Origin of the sequence: Paenibacillus glycinis (assembly GCF_009909185.1) — a bacterium.
In the GTDB taxonomy this organism is placed as follows: Bacteria; Bacillota; Bacilli; order Paenibacillales; family Paenibacillaceae; genus Paenibacillus_Z; species Paenibacillus_Z glycinis.
Window position 1 is genome coordinate 1 of sequence record NZ_JAAAMV010000025.1, and the last position, 18,310, is coordinate 18,310.

Consider the following 18,310-nt stretch of genomic DNA (forward strand, 5'->3'; position numbering starts at 1 on the left):
CATTGTTCAGTTTTCAAGGAACAAGTTCTTTTCTCGTATCGCCCATGTCTCAGCGGCGACTTGATTAATATATCACAGCCGGTCATTCAATTGCAAGCATTTTTATTTCTTTTTGTCGAAATTAATGTTTGCTCTTGTGACGCGAAAATTAATTTAACATATCCGCATAGGTCTGGTCAAGTGTACCATGCGGCTAATTTCTTAACTGCTCTGTCCAAGTCAAAAAAGCGTCATCTGCAGCCCCAATACAAGCGCAATGCCGGGTAATCCGAGCAGAACTACCGTGCCGATCGTTGCCGGATTGAGCGGAACCTCGAATCCCGATATAACGCCGGAATAATTAAGCAGGTATAAGGCCAGTGCAGCCGCGACCAAATGGAGCGCAAATCTTCTTAACCACCTAAACGACATGCGATTGCGCACGACCACCATGATCAACAACAGGGAAGAAGCGATCAAGCTAACCAACCAAATCGTTTTCATTGAACGGCACCGCCTTTCAATAATGACCATTGCACCGGCATCCGCTTCGCTTTTCGAATCAGCATGCTGTACCTCTTCTCGGCGGATGCGATCGCAAAGATCGCATAGTCGATCTGATCGCCGTCGACCGCGTACTCGAAAAAGCGCTGCGCGTTCTCCCATTCCCGTTTGGCCGTGTTGATTTCTTCAATCAGCTCCAACTGCTCTTGCTGCCCGCTCTTCTTCGCGAGATCGGCCGTCTGCTGCTTTCTTCTCAACCATTTCCACATGATCCTCATCCTCCCGCCTGTCCGCCTCTATCTTGACCATCGAAGCGCATATAGTTGAATGTATGAGGATCGGCGGGAAATAGAACAAGCCTCCGGGCATCGCCGCGTGATAAAAAACAAGCAGCCCCGCGGGAGCAACTCCCTCGGGGCTTGTATCGATACTGTATACGCTAGCCTAGTTCTCTGCGGCCTTCCAGCGCTTTGGACAACGTGACCTCGTCCGCGTACTCCAAATCGCCGCCCACCGGCAATCCATGGGCGATCCGCGTCACCTTGATGCCGAACGGCTTCACGAGCCGCGATAAATACATCGCGGTCGCTTCGCCTTCGATGTTCGGATTGGTCGCCAGAATCAGTTCCTGAACGGTCTCGTCGCTTAGACGGCGAAGGAGCTCGGCAATCCTGATCTCGTCAGGACCTACGCCCTCCATGGGAGATATCGCCCCTTGAAGCACATGATATTGGCCTTCGAATTCTTTCGTCCGCTCCATCGCCACCAAATCCCTAGATTCCTGAACGACGCAGATGACGGACTGGTCCCTGCTCTTATCTTGGCAGATCCGGCACGGATCGGTGTCGGTGATATTGCAGCATACCGAGCAATAATGAAGATTGCGCTTGACGCTGACGAGCGCCTTCGCGAAATCGATGACGTCGTCTTCCTTCATCTTGAGGGTATGGAAGGCCAACCTGGCCGCCGTCTTCGGACCGATGCCAGGCAATCGGCTGAAGGCATCTATAAGTTTGGCTATCGGTTCGGGATAATACAAAGCGCAGCTCCTCTACTCTCGGAACAAATTTAAAACAGGCCAGGGATTTTCATGCCGCCCGTAAATTTGCCCATGTCTTTGTTTGCCAGCTCGTCGGCTTTGTTCAGCGCGTCGTTGACGGCCGTCATCACGAGATCCTGCAGCATCTCGATGTCGTCGGGATCTACCGCTTCCGGCTTGATGACGATGCTTTGCACGTTCTTATGGCCGTTAATGATGACCGTCACGACGCCGCCGCCTGCCGTGCCTTCGATCGTTTTGGTGCCGAGCTCTTCTTGCGCTTTCAGCATTTGCTCCTGCATCTTCTTCACTTGCTTCATCATTTGATTCATGTTATTCATTGTCCTGATCACTCCTTGAATTAGTTAATGTCATGCATAGTAAGCTTAGTTATCCTCGATGACGACCAAATCTTCGCCGAAGAGCTTCACGGCTTCTTCGACCCATTCGGGCTCCGGCGGCGGTCCGCCTCCCTCGTCTTCTTGAAGGAGCGTCAGCTCCGCGGCCGGCGCCGGCCCGTTCTCGGCGGCCGCCTGCCATTCCTTGAGCATCACCGTCGCGAGCCGTACCGGGCGATTGTACGCTTCGTTCAGCACCCGTTCGATCACGTCGCGGTTCGCCGGCTTCTCGGTCGTCTCGCGGTGGATGGAGTTCTTGAACGCCACCAAAATGGTATTGTCCGCCGCAGCCACGGGTTCGCCGTTGACGAACCAAGCGTGCGTCGAAATGTTGTTCCCCTTCACCCGTTGCAAGATGTCGGCCCATTTCATGCGCACTTGGGTTGTCGCCTGACTCTCCGCCGCCGCCAGGAACGGATCGAGCTTCACGCGGGCTATCGAGCTTCCCGTCCCGCCCGTCCCGCTTCTTCCGAAGTTGTTCGCGCCTCGATTCGCGCCGGCGCGCGCCGCACCCTGATCCGGAGAAGCCGCGGCTCCGCCTTCCGGACGAACGCCGGATTGGAGCAATTGTTCGATCTTGCGTTCCAGCGCGTCGATGCGCTGCTGCAGCCGCTGGACTTCGCCGCCGGAGGCAGCGGCGTCCGTTGGCCTGGGCGAAGCAGAAGCTTCGGCGACGCTCGGCGACGCTCCCGATTCCTGCAGCGTGCAAATCTTCATCAGCGCGACCTCGAAAATCGTTTGCGGCAGCGAGGCATGGCGAATCTCGAGCTGGTATTGATTCAGCACGTCGATCATGCGGAACAACAATTCCGCGCTAAAGGACGAAGCCATGCTCCTGTATTTGTCCTGGTCGACGATTCGCTCCGTCGCAGCCGCTTTGCCCTGGGGCGCAAGCTTCAACACGAGCAAATCCCTGAAATAGTACACGAGGTTCTCGAGGCACTTGTCCGCACTCTTGCCGGCCTGCATCAGCCCTTCGACCAGCGGCAGGATGGCGCCGGCATCCCTGTCGCGCACCGCTTCGGCCAATTGCTCGAACTGCTCCGCGGCCAAACCGCCCGTGACGTCCACGGCGTCGTTCAGCGTGATATGCTCGCCGCCGTATGCCGAGACTTGTTCCAGCAGGCTGATGGCATCGCGCATCCCGCCGTCCGAGAGCCTCGCGATGTAAGCCAGCGCGTCCTCGTCCGCCGAGATGCCTTCTTCGGCGCAAATCTGCCGGAGCCGCTCGGTCTGCTCCGGCAGCGACACCTGCCTGAAATCGAAGCGCTGGCAGCGCGAAATGATCGTCGCCGGCAGCTTATGCGGCTCCGTCGTCGCCAAGATGAAGATGACGTGCGCGGGCGGCTCCTCCAACGTCTTCAACAGCGCGTTGAACGCCTCGGACGTGAGCATGTGGACCTCATCTATAATATACACTTTATAGCGGACTTCCGACGGGGCGTAACGGACTTTGTCGCGAATATCCCTGATCTCGTCGATGCCGCGGTTCGAAGCGGCGTCGATCTCCACGACGTCCATGACGGTACCCGCCGTGATTCCGCGGCACGCGTCGCAGACATTGCACGGCTCCGGCGACGGACCGCGTTCGCAGTTGATCGCTTTCGCCAGCACTTTGGCCGTCGTCGTCTTGCCCGTCCCCCGGGGTCCGTTGAATAAATACGCATGGGAGACCCGATCCTCGCGGATCGCGTTCTGCAGCGTCTGAATAATATGCTGTTGGCCGACCATATCCTGGAACGTCTGCGGACGCCAAGCACGGTATAAGGCTATATGTGACATCGTCAAGTCCGTTCCTTTCGGCTGTATGACGTACTTGTCGGCGGCTTGCGCCAGTCTGTCTCTTTATTATACACGATGCCGTCAACCAAAAAAACCGTTGGTTGCACGAGTTCGGCAACGTTTTGGGCGGCGGATTCCGCATGTCGCGCCGCTCGCCGATATTCTAGCGAAAACGAAAAAACACCCTGCATGACTTAGGAAGTCAATTCGGATGTTATCATCTTATAAATCAGGACCGTGCACCTATCCTCGATTTAAGCGACATGAGCGGAAAGCTCACTCCCAGCTCTGGTCAAGCACTCCTCCGGCACATGAACTAACTTACTTATGGCTGCTTCCTTCCGGACCTGACCCGTTCACAAGCGTCCATTGCGGAGGACCCGGCCGTCAACACTGTTCATGAACACCAGCCCCACACTGCAAAAACCTACGAAAGGAATTCAACCCCGCTACAGCGGATTGCGAGTTACAGGGCACCGCTACCTCCCCGTCTAGCACGGCAGAGATAAGTATAGCTCGTTCGATCCAAAAGTGCAAGCCGATCTCCCAAAAGCCGGTATTTCAACGAGACATATTGACATGAACGTTGTAGCGCGGCATGTTCGAACGCAGCGCGGCAAGCGCTTTTGCTTTGACCTGCGCGCTGTCATAGCCTTTCTTGGGGGTTACCGTGACGAACATATCCGGCGCCTGAAAAACGATTCTCGCCTTATCCACGCCCGGGACCTGCTTCAGCTTCTGCTGCGCGAAATCGCCGTCCGAATCTTGATTCAGAAATTGGCCGTTGCGGTTCGGCAAATGCGGATTGCTGTTGGATAACCCCATATAGCCATCGTGACCGTACGACTTGGCATTATAATTATTGGTCGCGTCCTTGTTCCCTGCGCAGCCGGCAAGCGAAATGACGGCCCCAAGCACGAGGGTGCCGAGCATCATGCGTTGGCTTAACATAAAAAAACCTCCCTTTAGCCATTAGGATGGCTGAGGGAGGTTCTTGTATTCTGCTAATTTCCGGCAAAAGCGGACGTATAGGCTTAGATACCGTATTTCTTTTTGAATTTGTCGACGCGGCCGCCGGCATCCAGGAACTTTTGCTTACCCGTGAAGAATGGGTGGCAGTTGGAGCAAATCTCAACGCGCAGGTTCTGTTTGATCGAACCGGACTCGAAGCTATTGCCGCAAGCGCAAGTTACCGTCGTGACGTGGTATGTCGGATGAATACCTTGTTTCATCTCGTTCACCTCTTTCTGCCCTGGATCAACAGGCGGACCCAGAGTTCTATAACAGACAAATTCGATTATAGCACGCCTATACCCGGGACGCAATGCTTTTCCGATTCGGGAATGGCTGGTTCCCCAACCGTCAAAAAGGCTGCTTCATCGGCGCCGGCGGCACGTGGGTGTAGGATCCGATGACGACATCCGGAAGCTCGTCCGCGAAAATCTCCAGCATTTGCTTCATGCCGTAAATCTCGCCCTGCGCTTTCGGAATAAGCTCCAAATAGCTCTCGGGGTCGATATTCAGGTTGCGCATCTGGATCAGCTTGAGCCCTGTCCGCTTCACGAACCCGAGCATCGCTTCGATCTCCTCTTCGCGATCGGTCACGCCCGGGAAGATCAAGTAGTTAATCGACGTGTATACGCCCTTGTCCGCCGCGTAGCGAAGCGATTTCTCGACATTGGCCAGCGTATAGCCGCGCGGTTTGTAATACGCGTTGTAGTGATCGTCCAACGCGCTGATCGTGCTCACGCGCATCAGATTGAGACCGGCGTCCACGATGCCGCGGATATGATCGGTCAGGCCGGCGTTGGTATTGATGTTGATGTAGCCAAGCTGCGTGCGGCTGCGCACCTCGCGCATCGCGTCGATGATGATTCTGGCTTGCGTGGACGGCTCGCCCTCGCAGCCTTGGCCGAAGCTGATGATGGAATCCGGCGCGTTCAGATGCTCGAGCATGATGTCGACGAGCTCTTGCACCGTCGGCTTGAAATTCATGCGCGTCTGCGGCGCCGGAAACCCGCTATCGTCCGGTTGTTCGGAGATGCAGCCGTAACAGCCGGCATTGCAGGAGAAGGAGACCGGAACGGCGCCTTCCCAACGCTGCAAAAAGGTATTGGACGCGGTCAGGCATTCATACCCGAGCGCGCAATTCGATAAGTGTTGATAAAGCCGATTCTCCGGATACTTTGCCAGCAGTCGCTCGACGCCCACGTTCAGCTCGTTCGGATCGCAATTAAGCGGATTCCAGCGTTCCGGGTCATCGCTTTTCTGCGCGGCGACGTAGAAGGCGCCGTCTTTCCAAACGACCGCGGAATAGCCGAACAGCGGAAGCTTCTGCGCCTTGTCCGTCTTCATATAGCCCGGAATGCACAAGCGGGTGAAGCCTTGCGGCAGCAGTGCGCCGACGGCTTGATAGTTGCCGGGCAGCGGACGCATCTCGCCCGATGCGGCATGAATGCCGATCGGCCGCGTGTGGGGCAAGCCCACCATCGTGGCGCCGTCCGGCAGCGGAATAAGCTCGTCTTCCATAAGCTCCACGACCATGTCGCCGCTGCGGCCGAGCCCGATCCAATCGGGGTGATCGAACAGGTTGCCTTGTTCGTCTGCATATACGAGATTCATGATGTCCCTCCTTAAAGCCAAACTGCCTATTCTAGAAAATTAAGTGACCGGCGTGGAACGCGTCGTCGGACGTCTGGATGCCCCCGTTGCGCTTCCGCTGCCCGATCCGCTGCCGGAGCTTGCGTTCTGCCTCCGCGGCGCGGGTGTCGCAACCTCCGACGTATCGAGGGATGCCAGGAATTCCTCGTTGTCCTTCGTATTCGCCAGCTTCTTCAGGAAGCCGTCGACGAATTCCATGGAATCGTTCATGTTCTTGCGGATCGCCCATACTTTGTCCAGCTGTTCCTTGGTCAGCAGCATCTCTTCGCGCCGCGTGCCCGAGCGACGGATGTCGAGTGCCGGGAAAATACGGCGTTCCGCGAGCTTCCGGTCGAGGTGAAGCTCCATGTTGCCGGTACCTTTAAACTCTTCATAAATGATGTCGTCCATACGGGAACCCGTCTCGATGAGCGCCGTGGCCAGAATCGTCAGGCTTCCGCCTTCCTCCACGTTGCGCGCGGAGCCGAAGAAACGCTTCGGACGATGGAACGCGGCCGGATCGATACCGCCGCTCAGCGTCCGTCCGGATGCCGGGACGACCAGATTGTACGCGCGGGCAAGCCGCGTGATGCTGTCCAGCAGGATGACGACGTCCTTCTTGTGCTCGACCAGGCGCAGCGCGCGCTCCAGCACCAATTCCGCCACTTTGATATGGTTTTCGGGCAGCTCGTCGAACGTGGACGCCACGACTTCGCCCTTGACCGAGCGCGACATGTCCGTTACTTCCTCGGGACGCTCGTCGATCAGCAGCACGAACAGCTCAATCTCCGGATTGTTGGTGGAAATGCTGTTGGCGATTTCTTTGAGCAGCAGCGTCTTGCCTGCTTTCGGCGGCGCGACGATCAATCCGCGCTGGCCGAGGCCGACGGGCGCGAGCACATCCATAATACGCGTTGAGAGTTTGGACTGGGCGGTTTCGAGAACGAGTTTCTTCTCGGGGTAGAGAGGGGTCAAGGCTGGAAAATGAAGACGTTCTGCAGCATGTTCGGGGCTTTCTCCGTTGACGGCATTGACCTGAAGGAGTCCAAAATAGCGTTCGTTTTCTTTGGGAGCCCGGCACTTGCCGGATACCAGATCGCCGGTGCGAAGATCGAACTTGCGAATCTGCGAGGCTGAAATGTAGATATCCTCGGCGCTCGGCAAATAGTTGATCGGTCTGAGGAAGCCGAAGCCTTCCGGTAAAATTTCCAATACGCCTTGCATGAACATGAGGCCGCTTTGTTCCGCTTGCGCGCGCAAAATCGCAAAAATCAATTCCCTCTTCTTCAGTTGGCCATAGCCCTGAATCTGGTGCTGTTTGGCCAGCTTGTAAAGCTCCGTGAGCTTCATCACTTCAAGATCCGTGATCTGAAGTTCAGACATAGTATCACCACTTCTTGTCAAGGTTCAAGAAGAACCGGCCGTCGCCGTCCTGCGGCGGAGCGCGCCTCTTCCCATGGAATTACAAGCAATGAATGCCGATAAATCCGATTGGTTCTCAAATTCCGTAAAATGCGGAGCTTCTTCCATCATTGCCGGAATCGGTCCGCTCTATTCGAAGACCGATTCCAAATTTAATAGAGAGCTAGAACTACTCGCGCCACACGTCCGCGCCGAGCATGCGCAGGTTCTCGACCAGGTTGTCGTACCCGCGGTCGATGTACTCGACGCCCGTGATCTCCGTTACGCCTTCGTCGACGGTGAGCGCGGCCACGACGAGCGCGGCGCCTGCGCGCAGGTCGGAGGCGCGGACTTTCGCGGCGTTCAGCTTGCCGCCTTCGATGATGGCCGATCGGCCCTCGACCCGAATATTGGCGCCCATCCGCGTCAATTCCGGAACATGCTTGAAGCGGCTGCTGTAAACGTAGTCGCTCAAAATGCTGACGCCCGACGTTTGCGTCAGCAGGCTGGTCATGGGAGATTGCAGATCCGTGGCGAAACCGGGGTACACGAGGGCTTTGACGTCAATGGCTTCGTAGGAAGGCTGGCCGACGATGCGAATGGACTCATCCATTTCGTAGACATGGACGCCCATCTCCTGCAGCTTGGCCGTGATCGCTTCCATATGCTTCGGGATAACGTTGTCGATCAGCATGTCGCCGCGCGTCGCCGCTGCCGCGATCATGTAGGTGCCCGCCTGAATCCGGTCGGGAATGATGGAGTGACGGCAGCCGTGCATCCGCTCGACGCCCTCGATCCGGATGGTTTCCGTCCCGGCTCCTTTGATTTTCGCGCCCATGGCGTTAAGAAGCGTAGCTACATCTATGATTTCAGGCTCTTTCGCCGCATTTTCGATAATCGTGAAGCCCTTGGCCCGCGAGGCCGCAAGCATGATATTAATCGTCGCCCCGACGCTGACGACGTCGAGATAAATCTTGGCGCCGCGGAGTTCCTTCGCAACGATGCGGATGGAACCGTGGTCGTTCGTGACCGTTGCGCCAAGCGCTTCAAAGCCTTTGATATGCTGGTCGATGGGACGCGGTTCGAAATTGCAGCCGCCCGGCATGCCGATCGTCGCTTCGCCGAAGCGCCCGAGCATGGCCCCCATCAAGTAGTAGGACGCGCGAAGCAGCTTTACTTTGCCGTTCGGCATCGGCTTGGATGCCATGGCGGACGGATCGATGACGATCGAGTCGCCGCTCCATTCCACGATGCCGCCTAGCTCTTCCAGTATCTCGCTATAGACCGCCACGTCGCTCAGATGAGGCAGGTTATCCAGCGTCACCGTCGATTCCGCCAAGATCGAAGCGGGCAGAAGCGCAACGGCGCTGTTCTTCGCACCGCTGATTTGCACGGTGCCGCGCAGCGGGCGACCGCCGCGAATCATCAATTTTTCCATCGGAATTCGTTATCCTCCCATCCGGTGAGAGCAAGGGAACAAACAGCCGCGGCAAGCCCTGAATGCCAGAAAACAAGCGCTCCATCTCTCAAAGCGATCTTGAAGGACGGGGCGCCTGCTTCCCTTACGCGCTGCGCGGCTGTTCGATTCCTTTGACTATCGGAAGTTAAGCTTGGTTGCTGCTGCCGAACAAACGGATTTTCTCTTGCACTACGGCTTGCATCGCGGCACGCGCAGGTACCAGGTATTTACGAGGATCGTATACGGAATCGTTGGCTGCGAGCACTTCGCGGATCGCGTTCGTGCAAGCGACTTGGTTCTCCGTGTTGACGTTGATCTTGCCGACGCCTGCCGCTACGGACAAACGGATGGCTTCGTCCGGAACGCCCGAACCGCCGTGCAGGACGACAGGAACCGGAATCGCGTCGGTGACTTTTTGAATGATATCGTAATGGATTTTAGGCTCGCCTTTGTACATGCCGTGCGCCGTGCCTACCGCGATTGCCAGGCAGTCCACGCCCGTTTCTTCGAAGAAACGGATCGCTTCTTCCGGGTTCGCCAGGGAAGCATGCTCCTCGTCAACGCTCAGGTCGTCTTCGACGCCGCCGATCGTGCCGAGCTCGCCTTCAACGGATACGCCCATCGCGTGAGCCGCTTTTACGACTTCTTTCGTAATCGCGATGTTCTCTTCCAGCGAGTAGTGGGAACCGTCGAACATAACGGACGAGAAGCCCGCGCGGATGCACTTCATGGCAACTTCGAAGCTGCTGCCGTGGTCCAGGTGAAGCGCGATCGGCAAGCCGGATTTCTTGGCTGCCGCTTCCGCGATCGCGACCGTGTATTCGATACCCATATATTTCAGGGCGCCTTCGGATACGCCGAAAATAAACGGCGATTTCTCTGCAATGGCAGCGTCGGTGATCGCTTGCGCGAACTCCAGGTTGTTCATGTTGAATTGACCGACCGCGAATTTGCCTGCTTTGGCTTTCGGCAGGAATTCATTCATTGAAACGAGTGGCATGGTTCTCTACTCCTCCTAAGGTGGTATGGCGTCGACGAACGGCCCCATACGATGTCTGTGATATGCGACGCTTCGCCCACCACCTCTGCCTGGCGGCAGACGGCTGGTTTGGAAGACATGCGCCTGACTGATCTTGCATCACGCCTCTGAATATCGCACCCGGTCATTATATCACATCCATCCGGGGTTTGGTACAAGTGTTGCCATCCCTCGGATCGCGGCCCCGAAACAAAAAAAAGCGGGATCCCCTATGCTAGGATCCCACCGCGTACCAGCCGCCCGATTCGCCGCCGCGAAGCTGCAAGTTGACCGCCATCCGCATCTCGTCGATGTCGAACGGTTTCGTAAAGTGCATCAGCGCGCCGTGATCGGTCGCTTCTTTGATCATGTCCAGCTCGCCGTACGCCGTCATCATGATGACTTTAATGTCTTTGTTGATCGCTTTGACATGCTTCAAGATCTCAAGCCCGTCCATGCCCGGAATCTTCATGTCGAGCAGCACCAGGTCCGGAGACTCGTTCCGAACGATCTCCAGCGCCAGCTTGCCGTTCGGCGCCTGAAACGTCATGTAGCCTTCGCTGCTGAATACTTCCATCAACAAAATACGAATGCCGTTCTGGTCATCGACGATCAAGACTTTCTTGTTCTCCAACTTGAAACCCTCCCAGGAATGCACGATGATCCGCGATTTGGATTAGAATCCCATTATGGGTAATGATTTCGCGTCGAAACATCCATTTTCCTGCTTGAGCTGGAAAAAAACTTTAGTCCTGACAGTGCGTGTTAGCTCTCCGCCAATTGCAGCGCGGCGCGGACGAATCCGCGGAACAACGGCTGCGGCCGGTTCGGACGCGACGTGAATTCCGGATGGAATTGCACCGCGAGGAACCACGGATGCTCCGGCAGCTCCACCATCTCGACCAGACGGCCGTCCGGCGAGGTTCCGGTGATGCGCAGACCGGCGGATTCGATCGTTTCGCGGAATTCGTTGTTGAATTCGTAGCGGTGACGATGACGCTCGTACACGAGCTCGTCGTTGTATTCGCGTTCGGCCAGGGAGCCCGGCGTTAATTTGCACGGATAGAGACCCAGGCGCATCGTGCCGCCCATGTCTTCGATATCCTTCTGCTCCGGCAGCAAATCGATGACCGGATAGGGCGTAAGCGGATTGATCTCGGAGCTGTTCGCGTCCTTGAGCCCGGTCACGTGGCGCGCATACTCGATGACCGCCACCTGCATGCCGAGGCAAATGCCGAAGAACGGCACGTTGTGCTCGCGCGCATGGCGAATCGCCACGATCTTGCCTTCGATGCCGCGGTCGCCGAAGCCGCCCGGCACGAGGATGCCGTGAACGCCTTGGAGTTTGTCCGCGACGTTCTGCGGCGTCAACTCCTCCGCGTTCACCCAGCGCACCTTCACGTCCGCATCGGCATCGAAGCCGGCATGGCTGAGCGATTCCACGATGCTGAGGTACGCGTCGTGAAGCGCGACGTATTTGCCGACAATGGCGATCTCCGTCGTCCGGCTGAGCTGCTTCACGCGGCGAACGAGGTCTTCCCAAGCCGTCATGTCCGGCGGATTCGTCGTCAGCTTCAGATGATTGACGACGATCTCGTCCAATCCCTCGTCTCGCAGGTTGAGAGGAACCTCATAGAGCGTGGACGCATCGCGGCATTCCACGACCGCATTCTCGTCGATGTCGCAGAACAGGGCGATCTTGCGCTTCAGGTCCTCGGCGAGCGGATATTCCGTGCGGCATACGATGACGTTCGGCTGGATGCCGATGCTTCTCAGCTCTTTCACGCTGTGCTGCGTCGGCTTCGTCTTCACTTCTCCCGCCGCCTTGATATACGGAATCAGCGTGACGTGAATGTACATGACGTTCTCGCGGCCGATGTCGCTCTTGATCTGGCGGATCGCCTCGAGGAACGGAAGGCTCTCGATGTCGCCGACGGTGCCGCCGATCTCGGTGATGACGACGTCCGAACCGGTCTCTTTGCCCGCGCGGAAGACGCGTTCCTTGATTTCGTTGGTGATATGGGGAATGACTTGCACGGTTCCGCCCAGGTATTCGCCGCGGCGTTCCTTCGTGATGACGGTCGAATAGATCTTGCCCGTCGTGACGTTGCTGTTCTTCGACAGGTTGATATCGATGAACCGCTCGTAGTGACCCAAATCCAAATCCGTTTCCGCGCCGTCGTCCGTTACGAAGACTTCGCCGTGCTGGTAAGGGCTCATCGTTCCCGGGTCGACGTTGATGTACGGATCGAATTTCTGAATGGTCACCTTAAGACCGCGGTTCTTGAGCAAGCGCCCGAGCGATGCTGCCGTAATGCCCTTGCCAAGCGATGAAACGACACCGCCTGTTACGAAAATGTACTTAGTCACTGATGATACCCTCCACGCCTGTATGGTTATGATATAGGTTCTCCCAATTCCCTAAGAAAAACGGTCCATAAAAAAGAAAAAAGTGACACCCGTAACCACGGGGCACTTTCTAATTTTGGCTTATACCTTATGTCCGAACTTGAAGCCCAAACAATAGTTTACTCTGCCGCGGCTTCGCCTGTCAAGGGACTACGGACAGGCGATCGCGGTCCGTTTTACTTCCCGTCTTCGTCGTCTTCGTCGTCTTCCGCGTCATCGTCTTCGCCGTCTTCGTCGGCGTCGGCATCCTCGCCCTCGACGTCCTCCGCGATGTCTTCTTCTTCGATTTCCTCGTCGTCGATCAGCACTTCTTCATCGACTTCCGCTTCTTCCTCCGCTTCGTCGAAGATCTCTTGATCCTCGTCGTAGGAATCGAAATCGTCGTCCTCGGCCGCGTACGTATCCTCTTCCTCGTCCGTGTACGCGTCATCGTCGTCGTCCTCGTCGTTGATGATCCGCGAACGCTTGGCGTTGCCGACCGGATCTTCGTTGCGCTCGACGGGATACCAGCGCTTCAATCCCCACATGTTGCTGCCGACGCACGCGAAGCGCCCGTCGATGTTGATTTCCGTATATACTTGCGCAATCACTTGGTTGATTTGATCTTGGGACAGGCCCCGGATTTTGGCAATTTCATTCATGATGTCGCGATAGTAAAACGGCGTATTGGCCGCTTTAAGCAATTCAAATGCCAAGTCGACCATCGGCATTTCCTTGATGCGTTCCGGATCGATCTTCAAGACGATCTCGCTGCTCAAATTCGGACACTTCCTCTCATGTCAAATTGCCTGCCGATCGCAAGCAATCCATTATCAAACTATAGTAAAACCTATTTTTTATCAAAAAGCAAGCATGCCCTGCCCGCGGGTCCGGAGAAAGCGAAAACTATGTATGTCTCGCGTTTTCAAAAAGAAAAAGCGAAGGTGGCCCTCCGCTTCGACTGTATCCTTCCGGATCGGGCGACGGGCGCCTTTGCCGGTAACAAGAGCCTGCTAAGGGCTCTTGGTCTATACTATGTCCCCGTGCGGCGAATGACACGGTTTGCAGCCTAATTATGCGAAAAAAGGCAAGTTGCTCATACAGCTTGTTGCTCCCCTTCATACAATAGTTCAGCATGATTCGCCATGGAGGGGAAGCCAAATTTGGACAGATCCGCAATTCTCCGCCTGTTGCACAGCGCGTCGTCACTTCCCGCACCCGCCGCAAAGCGGCGAATCGTCCGCTTCCGGCAGCAGGGCGACTATGAGCGCTTCCTGCTCGAATGGTCGAACTTCGACATGCCGGACGGGGGCGCATCGGCAGCCGTTCGGCATTTGCCCATCATAAAGGCCTTCTCTCTCCCCGTATCGAGCGAATTGCTGGCCGCCGCCCCCGCCAGCGGATTATGGATCGAAAACGACCCCCAGGTGACGGTGCACGCCACCGTGACCAAACCGTCCGCCCGCGACAAAGGCATTCCCTGGGGCGTGCAGGAAATCAAAGCCCCGCTCGCCTGGAGCTCGACGACCGGCCACCGCGTCAAGGTCGGCGTCATCGACACCGGCGTCGATTTCAGCCATCCCGACCTGAAGCAATCGCTCGGCCGGGGCATCAATCTACTCAACCGCGGCACGCTGCCACATGACGATAACGGCCACGGCACGCACATCGCCGGCACGATCGCGGCCGCGAACCAGGTGCACGGCATGATCGGCGTCGCCCCCCGCGCCATGGTCTATCCGGTCAAAGCGTTCGACCACAACGGCAGCGCCTTCGTCTCCGACATCGTGCTCGGCATCGACTGGTGCGTGCGCAGCGGCATGAACATCGTCAACATGAGCTTCGGCATGAAAACGCGCAGCAAATCGCTGCTGACCGCCGTCAATAACGCCTTCAACGCCGGCGTGATTATCGTGGCGTCCTCCGGCAACGACGGCAAGCGCAAATCGATCGACTATCCCGCGCGATATCCGCAGACAATCGCGGTCGGCGCGACGAACAGGCTGCGCCGCATCGCGCCGTTCAGCAACCGCGGCATGTACATCGACGTCTACGCGCCGGGCGACAAAATCTTGTCCTCCTGGCTGCGCGGCAAATACAACGAAATGAGCGGCACGTCGATGGCCACCTCGCATGTCAGCGGCGCCATCGCGCTGCTGCTGGCGTACCGTCCCGGCTTGACGCCGACGGATATCAAGGCCGTCGTCAAGCGATCCATGCTGCCCTTAAGAGGCACGAAAGCCCCCCGATTGACCGGGGAGCTGGATGTCATGCGCATGCTGCAGGCCGTGGAACGGTAGGTTCCCGGCCCTTTTTGCGTTAGCGTCCGCCACGGCCGGCTCGCGGGCCGCCGGCGAAGCGGGAGCGGGCGGGAGCGGGCGGGAGCGGGGCAGCCCCGCTTTCGGGCGCTGCCGGCGCGGCCGCGGGCAAAGCTGCCTACATGCGCTCCGGCGCGGAAACGCCGACGAGCTTGAGCACGTTCGCGATCGCGACGCGGGCGGCGCCGAGCAGCGCGAAGCGGGCTTGGGTCTGCGCCGGATCCTCGGTGATGACGCGATCCGCGCGGTAGTAGCTGTGGAACAGCGACGCGAGCTCGTATACATAGCGGATCAGGCGATGCGGCGCGTACTGCGACGCGGCTTCCGCGATCTCGAGCGGCAGCTCGCCGATCTTGCGGAGCAGGTCGAATTCATGCTCCGTCGTCAATTTGCCGAGGTCCACTTCGCCCAGCGGCAGCACGGCGATGCCTTGTTCTTCCGCCTGGCGGAAGATGCTGCAGATGCGCGCGTGGGCGTACTGCACGTAAAATACCGGATTCTCGTTCGAGGTCGAGATGGCCAAGTCCATATCGAAGTCGAGGTGGGAATCCATGCTGCGCATCGTGAAGAAGTAGCGGATCGCGTCCGTGCCGACCTCTTCCGTCAAGTCTTCCATCGTGACCGCTTTGCCGGTACGTTTGGACATCTTGACCTTCTCGCCGTTCTGGAACAGGCTGACCATCTGCGCGATCAGCACGACGAGCTTCTGCGGATCGTTGCCGAGCGCCTCCATCGCCGCCTTCACGCGCGGGATGTAGCCGTGGTGGTCGGCACCCCAAATGTTGATCATTTTGTCGAAGCCGCGCCCGTATTTGTCGCGGTGGTACGCGATGTCCGGCGTCAAATACGTGTACGATCCGTCATTCTTCACGAGCACGCGGTTCTTGTCGTCGCCGTAGGGCATGGTGTTCAGCCAGGTCGCGCCTTCTTCTTCGTAGATCTGGCCGCGGGCGCGAAGCGCCTCGAGCGCTTGCTCGACCTGGCCCGTCTTATAGAGCGAGGTCTCGCTGAACCAGACGTCGAAGTTGACGCGGAATTCGGCAAGGTCGCGTTGGATCTTGGCCAGCTCGCGCTCCAGGCCGTAATCGCGGAAGAAGGTAAAGCGTTCTTGCTCGGGCAGCGACAGCAGACGATCGCCCTCGGTCTCGGCCAGCGCCTTCGCGAAGCCGACGATATCCTCGCCGTGGTAGCCGTCCTCCGGCATGGCGGCATCGAGGCCGAGCGCCTGCTTATAACGCGCCTCGATCGAGAGCGCCAGGTTCGCCACTTGATTGCCGGCGTCGTTGATGTAGTACTCGCGCGTCACGCCGTAGCCCGCGAAATCGAGCAGGTTGCAGAGCGCGTCGCCGACGGCCGCGCCGCGGGCATGCCCGAGGTGGAGGCTGCCGGTCGGATTGGCGCTGACGAACTCGACCTGCACGCGCTGGCCTTCCCCGATGCCGATACGGCCGTAATCGGCGCCTTGTTCGATCGTTTGCGCGATGACCGGGTACAGGTAGCTGCGGTCCATGCGGAAATTAATGAAGCCGGGGCCGGCGATTTCGGCGCTCTGAATCGAGGCTTTGGCCGCGTCCAGATGCGCGATGATCGCTTCCGCGATTTGGCGCGGGTTCTTCTTGGCCAGCTTCGTCAGCTGCATGGCGGCATTCGTGGCGAGATCGCCGTGCGTCTTCTCCTTCGGCACTTCGAGCACGAAGACCGGCAATTCTTCGCGCGCGGCGAGTCCCGCGGCTACGACCGCGTCGGCGATCGCGTCTTTTACTTGCTGATGAAGCAGTTCGATGACATTAGGTTTCATGAATATTGACCTCCTGAAAGTTTTGCGAGGCGTAGCCTCGAAGCCGGCGATCCGGCGAGATTAGCAAAACTGCTTCGTAAGCATAAGCCATGTTTTGCGAGGCGTAGCCTCGAAGCCGGCGATCCGGCTTGATCGCGTACCCGGGTTTCTACTGGCCGTCGTCCGCTTCCGCGCGGAGGCGAATGACGAAATCGCCGATCTGCTCGTCGTCGACCAGCAGCTTGTAATGCCACTCCAGCAGCAGCGGCAAATTCGGCAGCAACCGATCCTCGCTCGGATCGGGCTTTAACAGGTCGCCGAACTGCACCCACAGGAAGCTCGTTTCCGTCTCCAGCGCGAACGACGCGTGCCGGGACGCATACTGCCCGCTTCGCCGCGCGCCGGCGACGAACGTTTGCTGCGATTCCACGTCCCCCCGCCGGGTGACGCTCAGCTCGCCGTCGCGCCAACGCACCACGGTGCGCACCTCGCTGCCTTCCTCGGTCTCTTCGTATCGCAGGAAAAACGTGCTTCCTTTGCGGTACCATTCGCCGCCGAGTCTGTTTTGCTGCAACTCGCCGTCGATGTTGCTCTCGAGCATGATATTCACTTTCGCCTTATCGTTCATGTCGCGGTCTCCCGTCTTGTTCGTTCTCCTGTTCCCACTATAATCGGCTTCGGCCCGGACAACAAGAAAACCCCCGTCTCTATAAAGAGACGGAGGTTGATTTCCGCGGTACCACTCTTCTGGCTCCGCAGCCGGCCGGCTCCCTCTCACGAAGGAAACGCGAACGCTGCGAGCGCCTCTCGAACACGATAACGGGGTGACCGGATTGACCTATTGCGGCGGCTCGCGAAGCGTATGCCTGCCATATTCAGTCGATCAACTCCCGGGTGCGCTTCCCTTGCACCGCTGCGCCGGCTTCCACCTCCCCGGCTCGCTGCTGTCAGCGTCTTGCAAGCTACTGTCCCGTTCATCGTATGTGGCTGTTATTTCCCCTATTATATGCGACCATGCGAAAATTGCAAGCGGCAATCGTTCAATTCAAGTACGGCATCAGCGCGCGCCAGGCCTCGATGCGGTCCGCGGTCGTCCGCATCGTCCTCGTGGGGATGGGACTGGTCGACGGCAGCTTCAGCTTGGCCAGATCCGCCAGGCCGGGATGGTCCTTGAAATATTTCATGAACGTGTCATGCGACTTCGCGCCGTTGAAAATCAATCCGTGCACGCCGGGATAATCCGCGAGCAGACCCGGCAAATCATTCGGAACCTCGTCGCGGATGTTGGCATCCAGGCTGCCTTCGCGTTCGCAGGAGGCAATGACGTCCCACATGGCGATCCCGTGCGAGGAGGCAAAGGCGAGCCGGTCCTCGTAAGCCTCGTCCGGCTCCCGTCCGAACAAGCCGTAGAGCACCCGCCACATATGGTTGCGGGGATTGCCGTAGTATTGGTTCGCCGCGAGGGAAGCCGCGCCGGGCATGCTGCCCAGCACAAGCACCTTCGCGCCCTCGCGGATCATCGGCGGAAAAGAATGCACGCGCATGGCGAATCGCCTCCTTTATCCTCCGAGCTTACCCGGAGAGGGGGAACGTTTGCAAGCGGTGCG

The 18,310-nt window shown here is 58.0% G+C and carries 18 protein-coding genes and 1 other RNA gene; 1 reads left to right on the forward strand and 18 read right to left on the reverse strand.

The annotated features are described in order from the left end of the window. Positions 1–219: 219 nt before the first annotated feature. The 15 genes from GT019_RS24415 to rpoE form a co-directional block, all read right to left on the reverse strand. Positions 220–483 carry a pro-sigmaK processing inhibitor BofA family protein gene (locus GT019_RS24415; RefSeq protein ID WP_161746053.1) on the reverse strand — a complete coding sequence of 88 codons (264 nt, stop codon included), beginning with the start codon at positions 481–483 and terminating at the stop codon, positions 220–222. Then, complete coding sequence (locus GT019_RS24420; protein ID WP_161746054.1) at positions 480–752, reverse strand: YaaL family protein; 273 nt, start codon at positions 750–752, stop codon at positions 480–482. The genes GT019_RS24415 and GT019_RS24420 overlap by 4 nt, the downstream gene beginning before the upstream one ends. Before the next feature lie 170 nt (positions 753–922). After that, positions 923–1,522: a recombination mediator RecR gene (recR, locus tag GT019_RS24425; RefSeq protein ID WP_161746055.1), complete on the reverse strand. Its 600-nt coding sequence runs from the start codon at positions 1,520–1,522 to the stop codon at positions 923–925. A 29-nt stretch (positions 1,523–1,551) separates the two neighbouring features. After that, positions 1,552–1,863, reverse strand: coding sequence for a YbaB/EbfC family nucleoid-associated protein (locus GT019_RS24430; protein ID WP_161746056.1), 312 nt, complete (start codon positions 1,861–1,863; stop codon positions 1,552–1,554). A 45-nt stretch (positions 1,864–1,908) separates the two neighbouring features. After that, positions 1,909–3,702 (reverse strand): DNA polymerase III subunit gamma/tau, encoded by a 1,794-nt coding sequence (dnaX, locus tag GT019_RS24435; RefSeq protein WP_161746057.1) that lies wholly within the window; start codon positions 3,700–3,702, stop codon positions 1,909–1,911. A gap of 235 nt (positions 3,703–3,937) precedes the next feature. Beyond that, positions 3,938–4,202: signal recognition particle sRNA large type (gene ffs, locus GT019_RS24440), an RNA gene on the reverse strand. A gap of 61 nt (positions 4,203–4,263) precedes the next feature. Then, positions 4,264–4,653: a YhcN/YlaJ family sporulation lipoprotein gene (locus GT019_RS24445; RefSeq protein WP_161746058.1), complete on the reverse strand. Its 390-nt coding sequence runs from the start codon at positions 4,651–4,653 to the stop codon at positions 4,264–4,266. Between the two features lie 83 nt (positions 4,654–4,736). Then, on the reverse strand, positions 4,737–4,934 hold the full coding sequence (gene rpmE, locus GT019_RS24450) for a 50S ribosomal protein L31 (RefSeq protein WP_161746059.1): 198 nt from the start codon (positions 4,932–4,934) through the stop codon (positions 4,737–4,739). 130 nt (positions 4,935–5,064) lie between these two features. Next, entirely contained in the window at positions 5,065–6,324 is a 1,260-nt protein-coding gene (locus GT019_RS24455) for a radical SAM protein (protein ID WP_161746060.1), read from the reverse strand. 39 nt (positions 6,325–6,363) lie between these two features. Beyond that, positions 6,364–7,725 (reverse strand): transcription termination factor Rho, encoded by a 1,362-nt coding sequence (gene rho / locus GT019_RS24460; protein WP_161746061.1) that lies wholly within the window; start codon positions 7,723–7,725, stop codon positions 6,364–6,366. Positions 7,726–7,933: 208 nt separating this feature from the next. Continuing rightward, positions 7,934–9,181 (reverse strand): UDP-N-acetylglucosamine 1-carboxyvinyltransferase, encoded by a 1,248-nt coding sequence (locus tag GT019_RS24465; protein WP_161746062.1) that lies wholly within the window; start codon positions 9,179–9,181, stop codon positions 7,934–7,936. A gap of 166 nt (positions 9,182–9,347) precedes the next feature. Further along, complete coding sequence (gene fba / locus GT019_RS24470; RefSeq protein ID WP_161746063.1) at positions 9,348–10,202, reverse strand: class II fructose-1,6-bisphosphate aldolase; 855 nt, start codon at positions 10,200–10,202, stop codon at positions 9,348–9,350. 253 nt (positions 10,203–10,455) lie between these two features. After that, positions 10,456–10,854 (reverse strand): response regulator, encoded by a 399-nt coding sequence (locus GT019_RS24475; protein WP_161746064.1) that lies wholly within the window; start codon positions 10,852–10,854, stop codon positions 10,456–10,458. A gap of 131 nt (positions 10,855–10,985) precedes the next feature. Beyond that, the gene (locus GT019_RS24480; protein ID WP_161746065.1) at positions 10,986–12,590 is read right to left on the reverse strand and encodes a CTP synthase; all 1,605 of its coding nucleotides are present in this window, start codon (positions 12,588–12,590) and stop codon (positions 10,986–10,988) included. A gap of 215 nt (positions 12,591–12,805) precedes the next feature. Further along, positions 12,806–13,387 carry a DNA-directed RNA polymerase subunit delta gene (gene rpoE / locus GT019_RS24485; RefSeq protein WP_161746066.1) on the reverse strand — a complete coding sequence of 194 codons (582 nt, stop codon included), beginning with the start codon at positions 13,385–13,387 and terminating at the stop codon, positions 12,806–12,808. A gap of 384 nt (positions 13,388–13,771) precedes the next feature. Between rpoE and GT019_RS24490 the strand changes: the two genes are divergently transcribed. After that, positions 13,772–14,908: a S8 family peptidase gene (locus GT019_RS24490; protein WP_235949233.1), complete on the forward strand. Its 1,137-nt coding sequence runs from the start codon at positions 13,772–13,774 to the stop codon at positions 14,906–14,908. Between the two features lie 136 nt (positions 14,909–15,044). On the opposite strand, the gene argS is transcribed toward GT019_RS24490, so the two are convergent. From argS to GT019_RS24505, 3 genes are all read right to left on the reverse strand, one after another. Further along, positions 15,045–16,724, reverse strand: a complete 1,680-nt coding sequence (gene argS, locus GT019_RS24495; RefSeq protein ID WP_161746068.1) for an arginine--tRNA ligase — start codon at positions 16,722–16,724, stop codon at positions 15,045–15,047. A 148-nt stretch (positions 16,725–16,872) separates the two neighbouring features. Further along, positions 16,873–17,331 (reverse strand): DUF1934 domain-containing protein, encoded by a 459-nt coding sequence (locus tag GT019_RS24500; protein WP_161746069.1) that lies wholly within the window; start codon positions 17,329–17,331, stop codon positions 16,873–16,875. Positions 17,332–17,743: 412 nt separating this feature from the next. After that, the gene (locus GT019_RS24505; protein ID WP_161746070.1) at positions 17,744–18,247 is read right to left on the reverse strand and encodes a DNA-deoxyinosine glycosylase; all 504 of its coding nucleotides are present in this window, start codon (positions 18,245–18,247) and stop codon (positions 17,744–17,746) included. Positions 18,248–18,310: the final 63 nt, after the last annotated feature.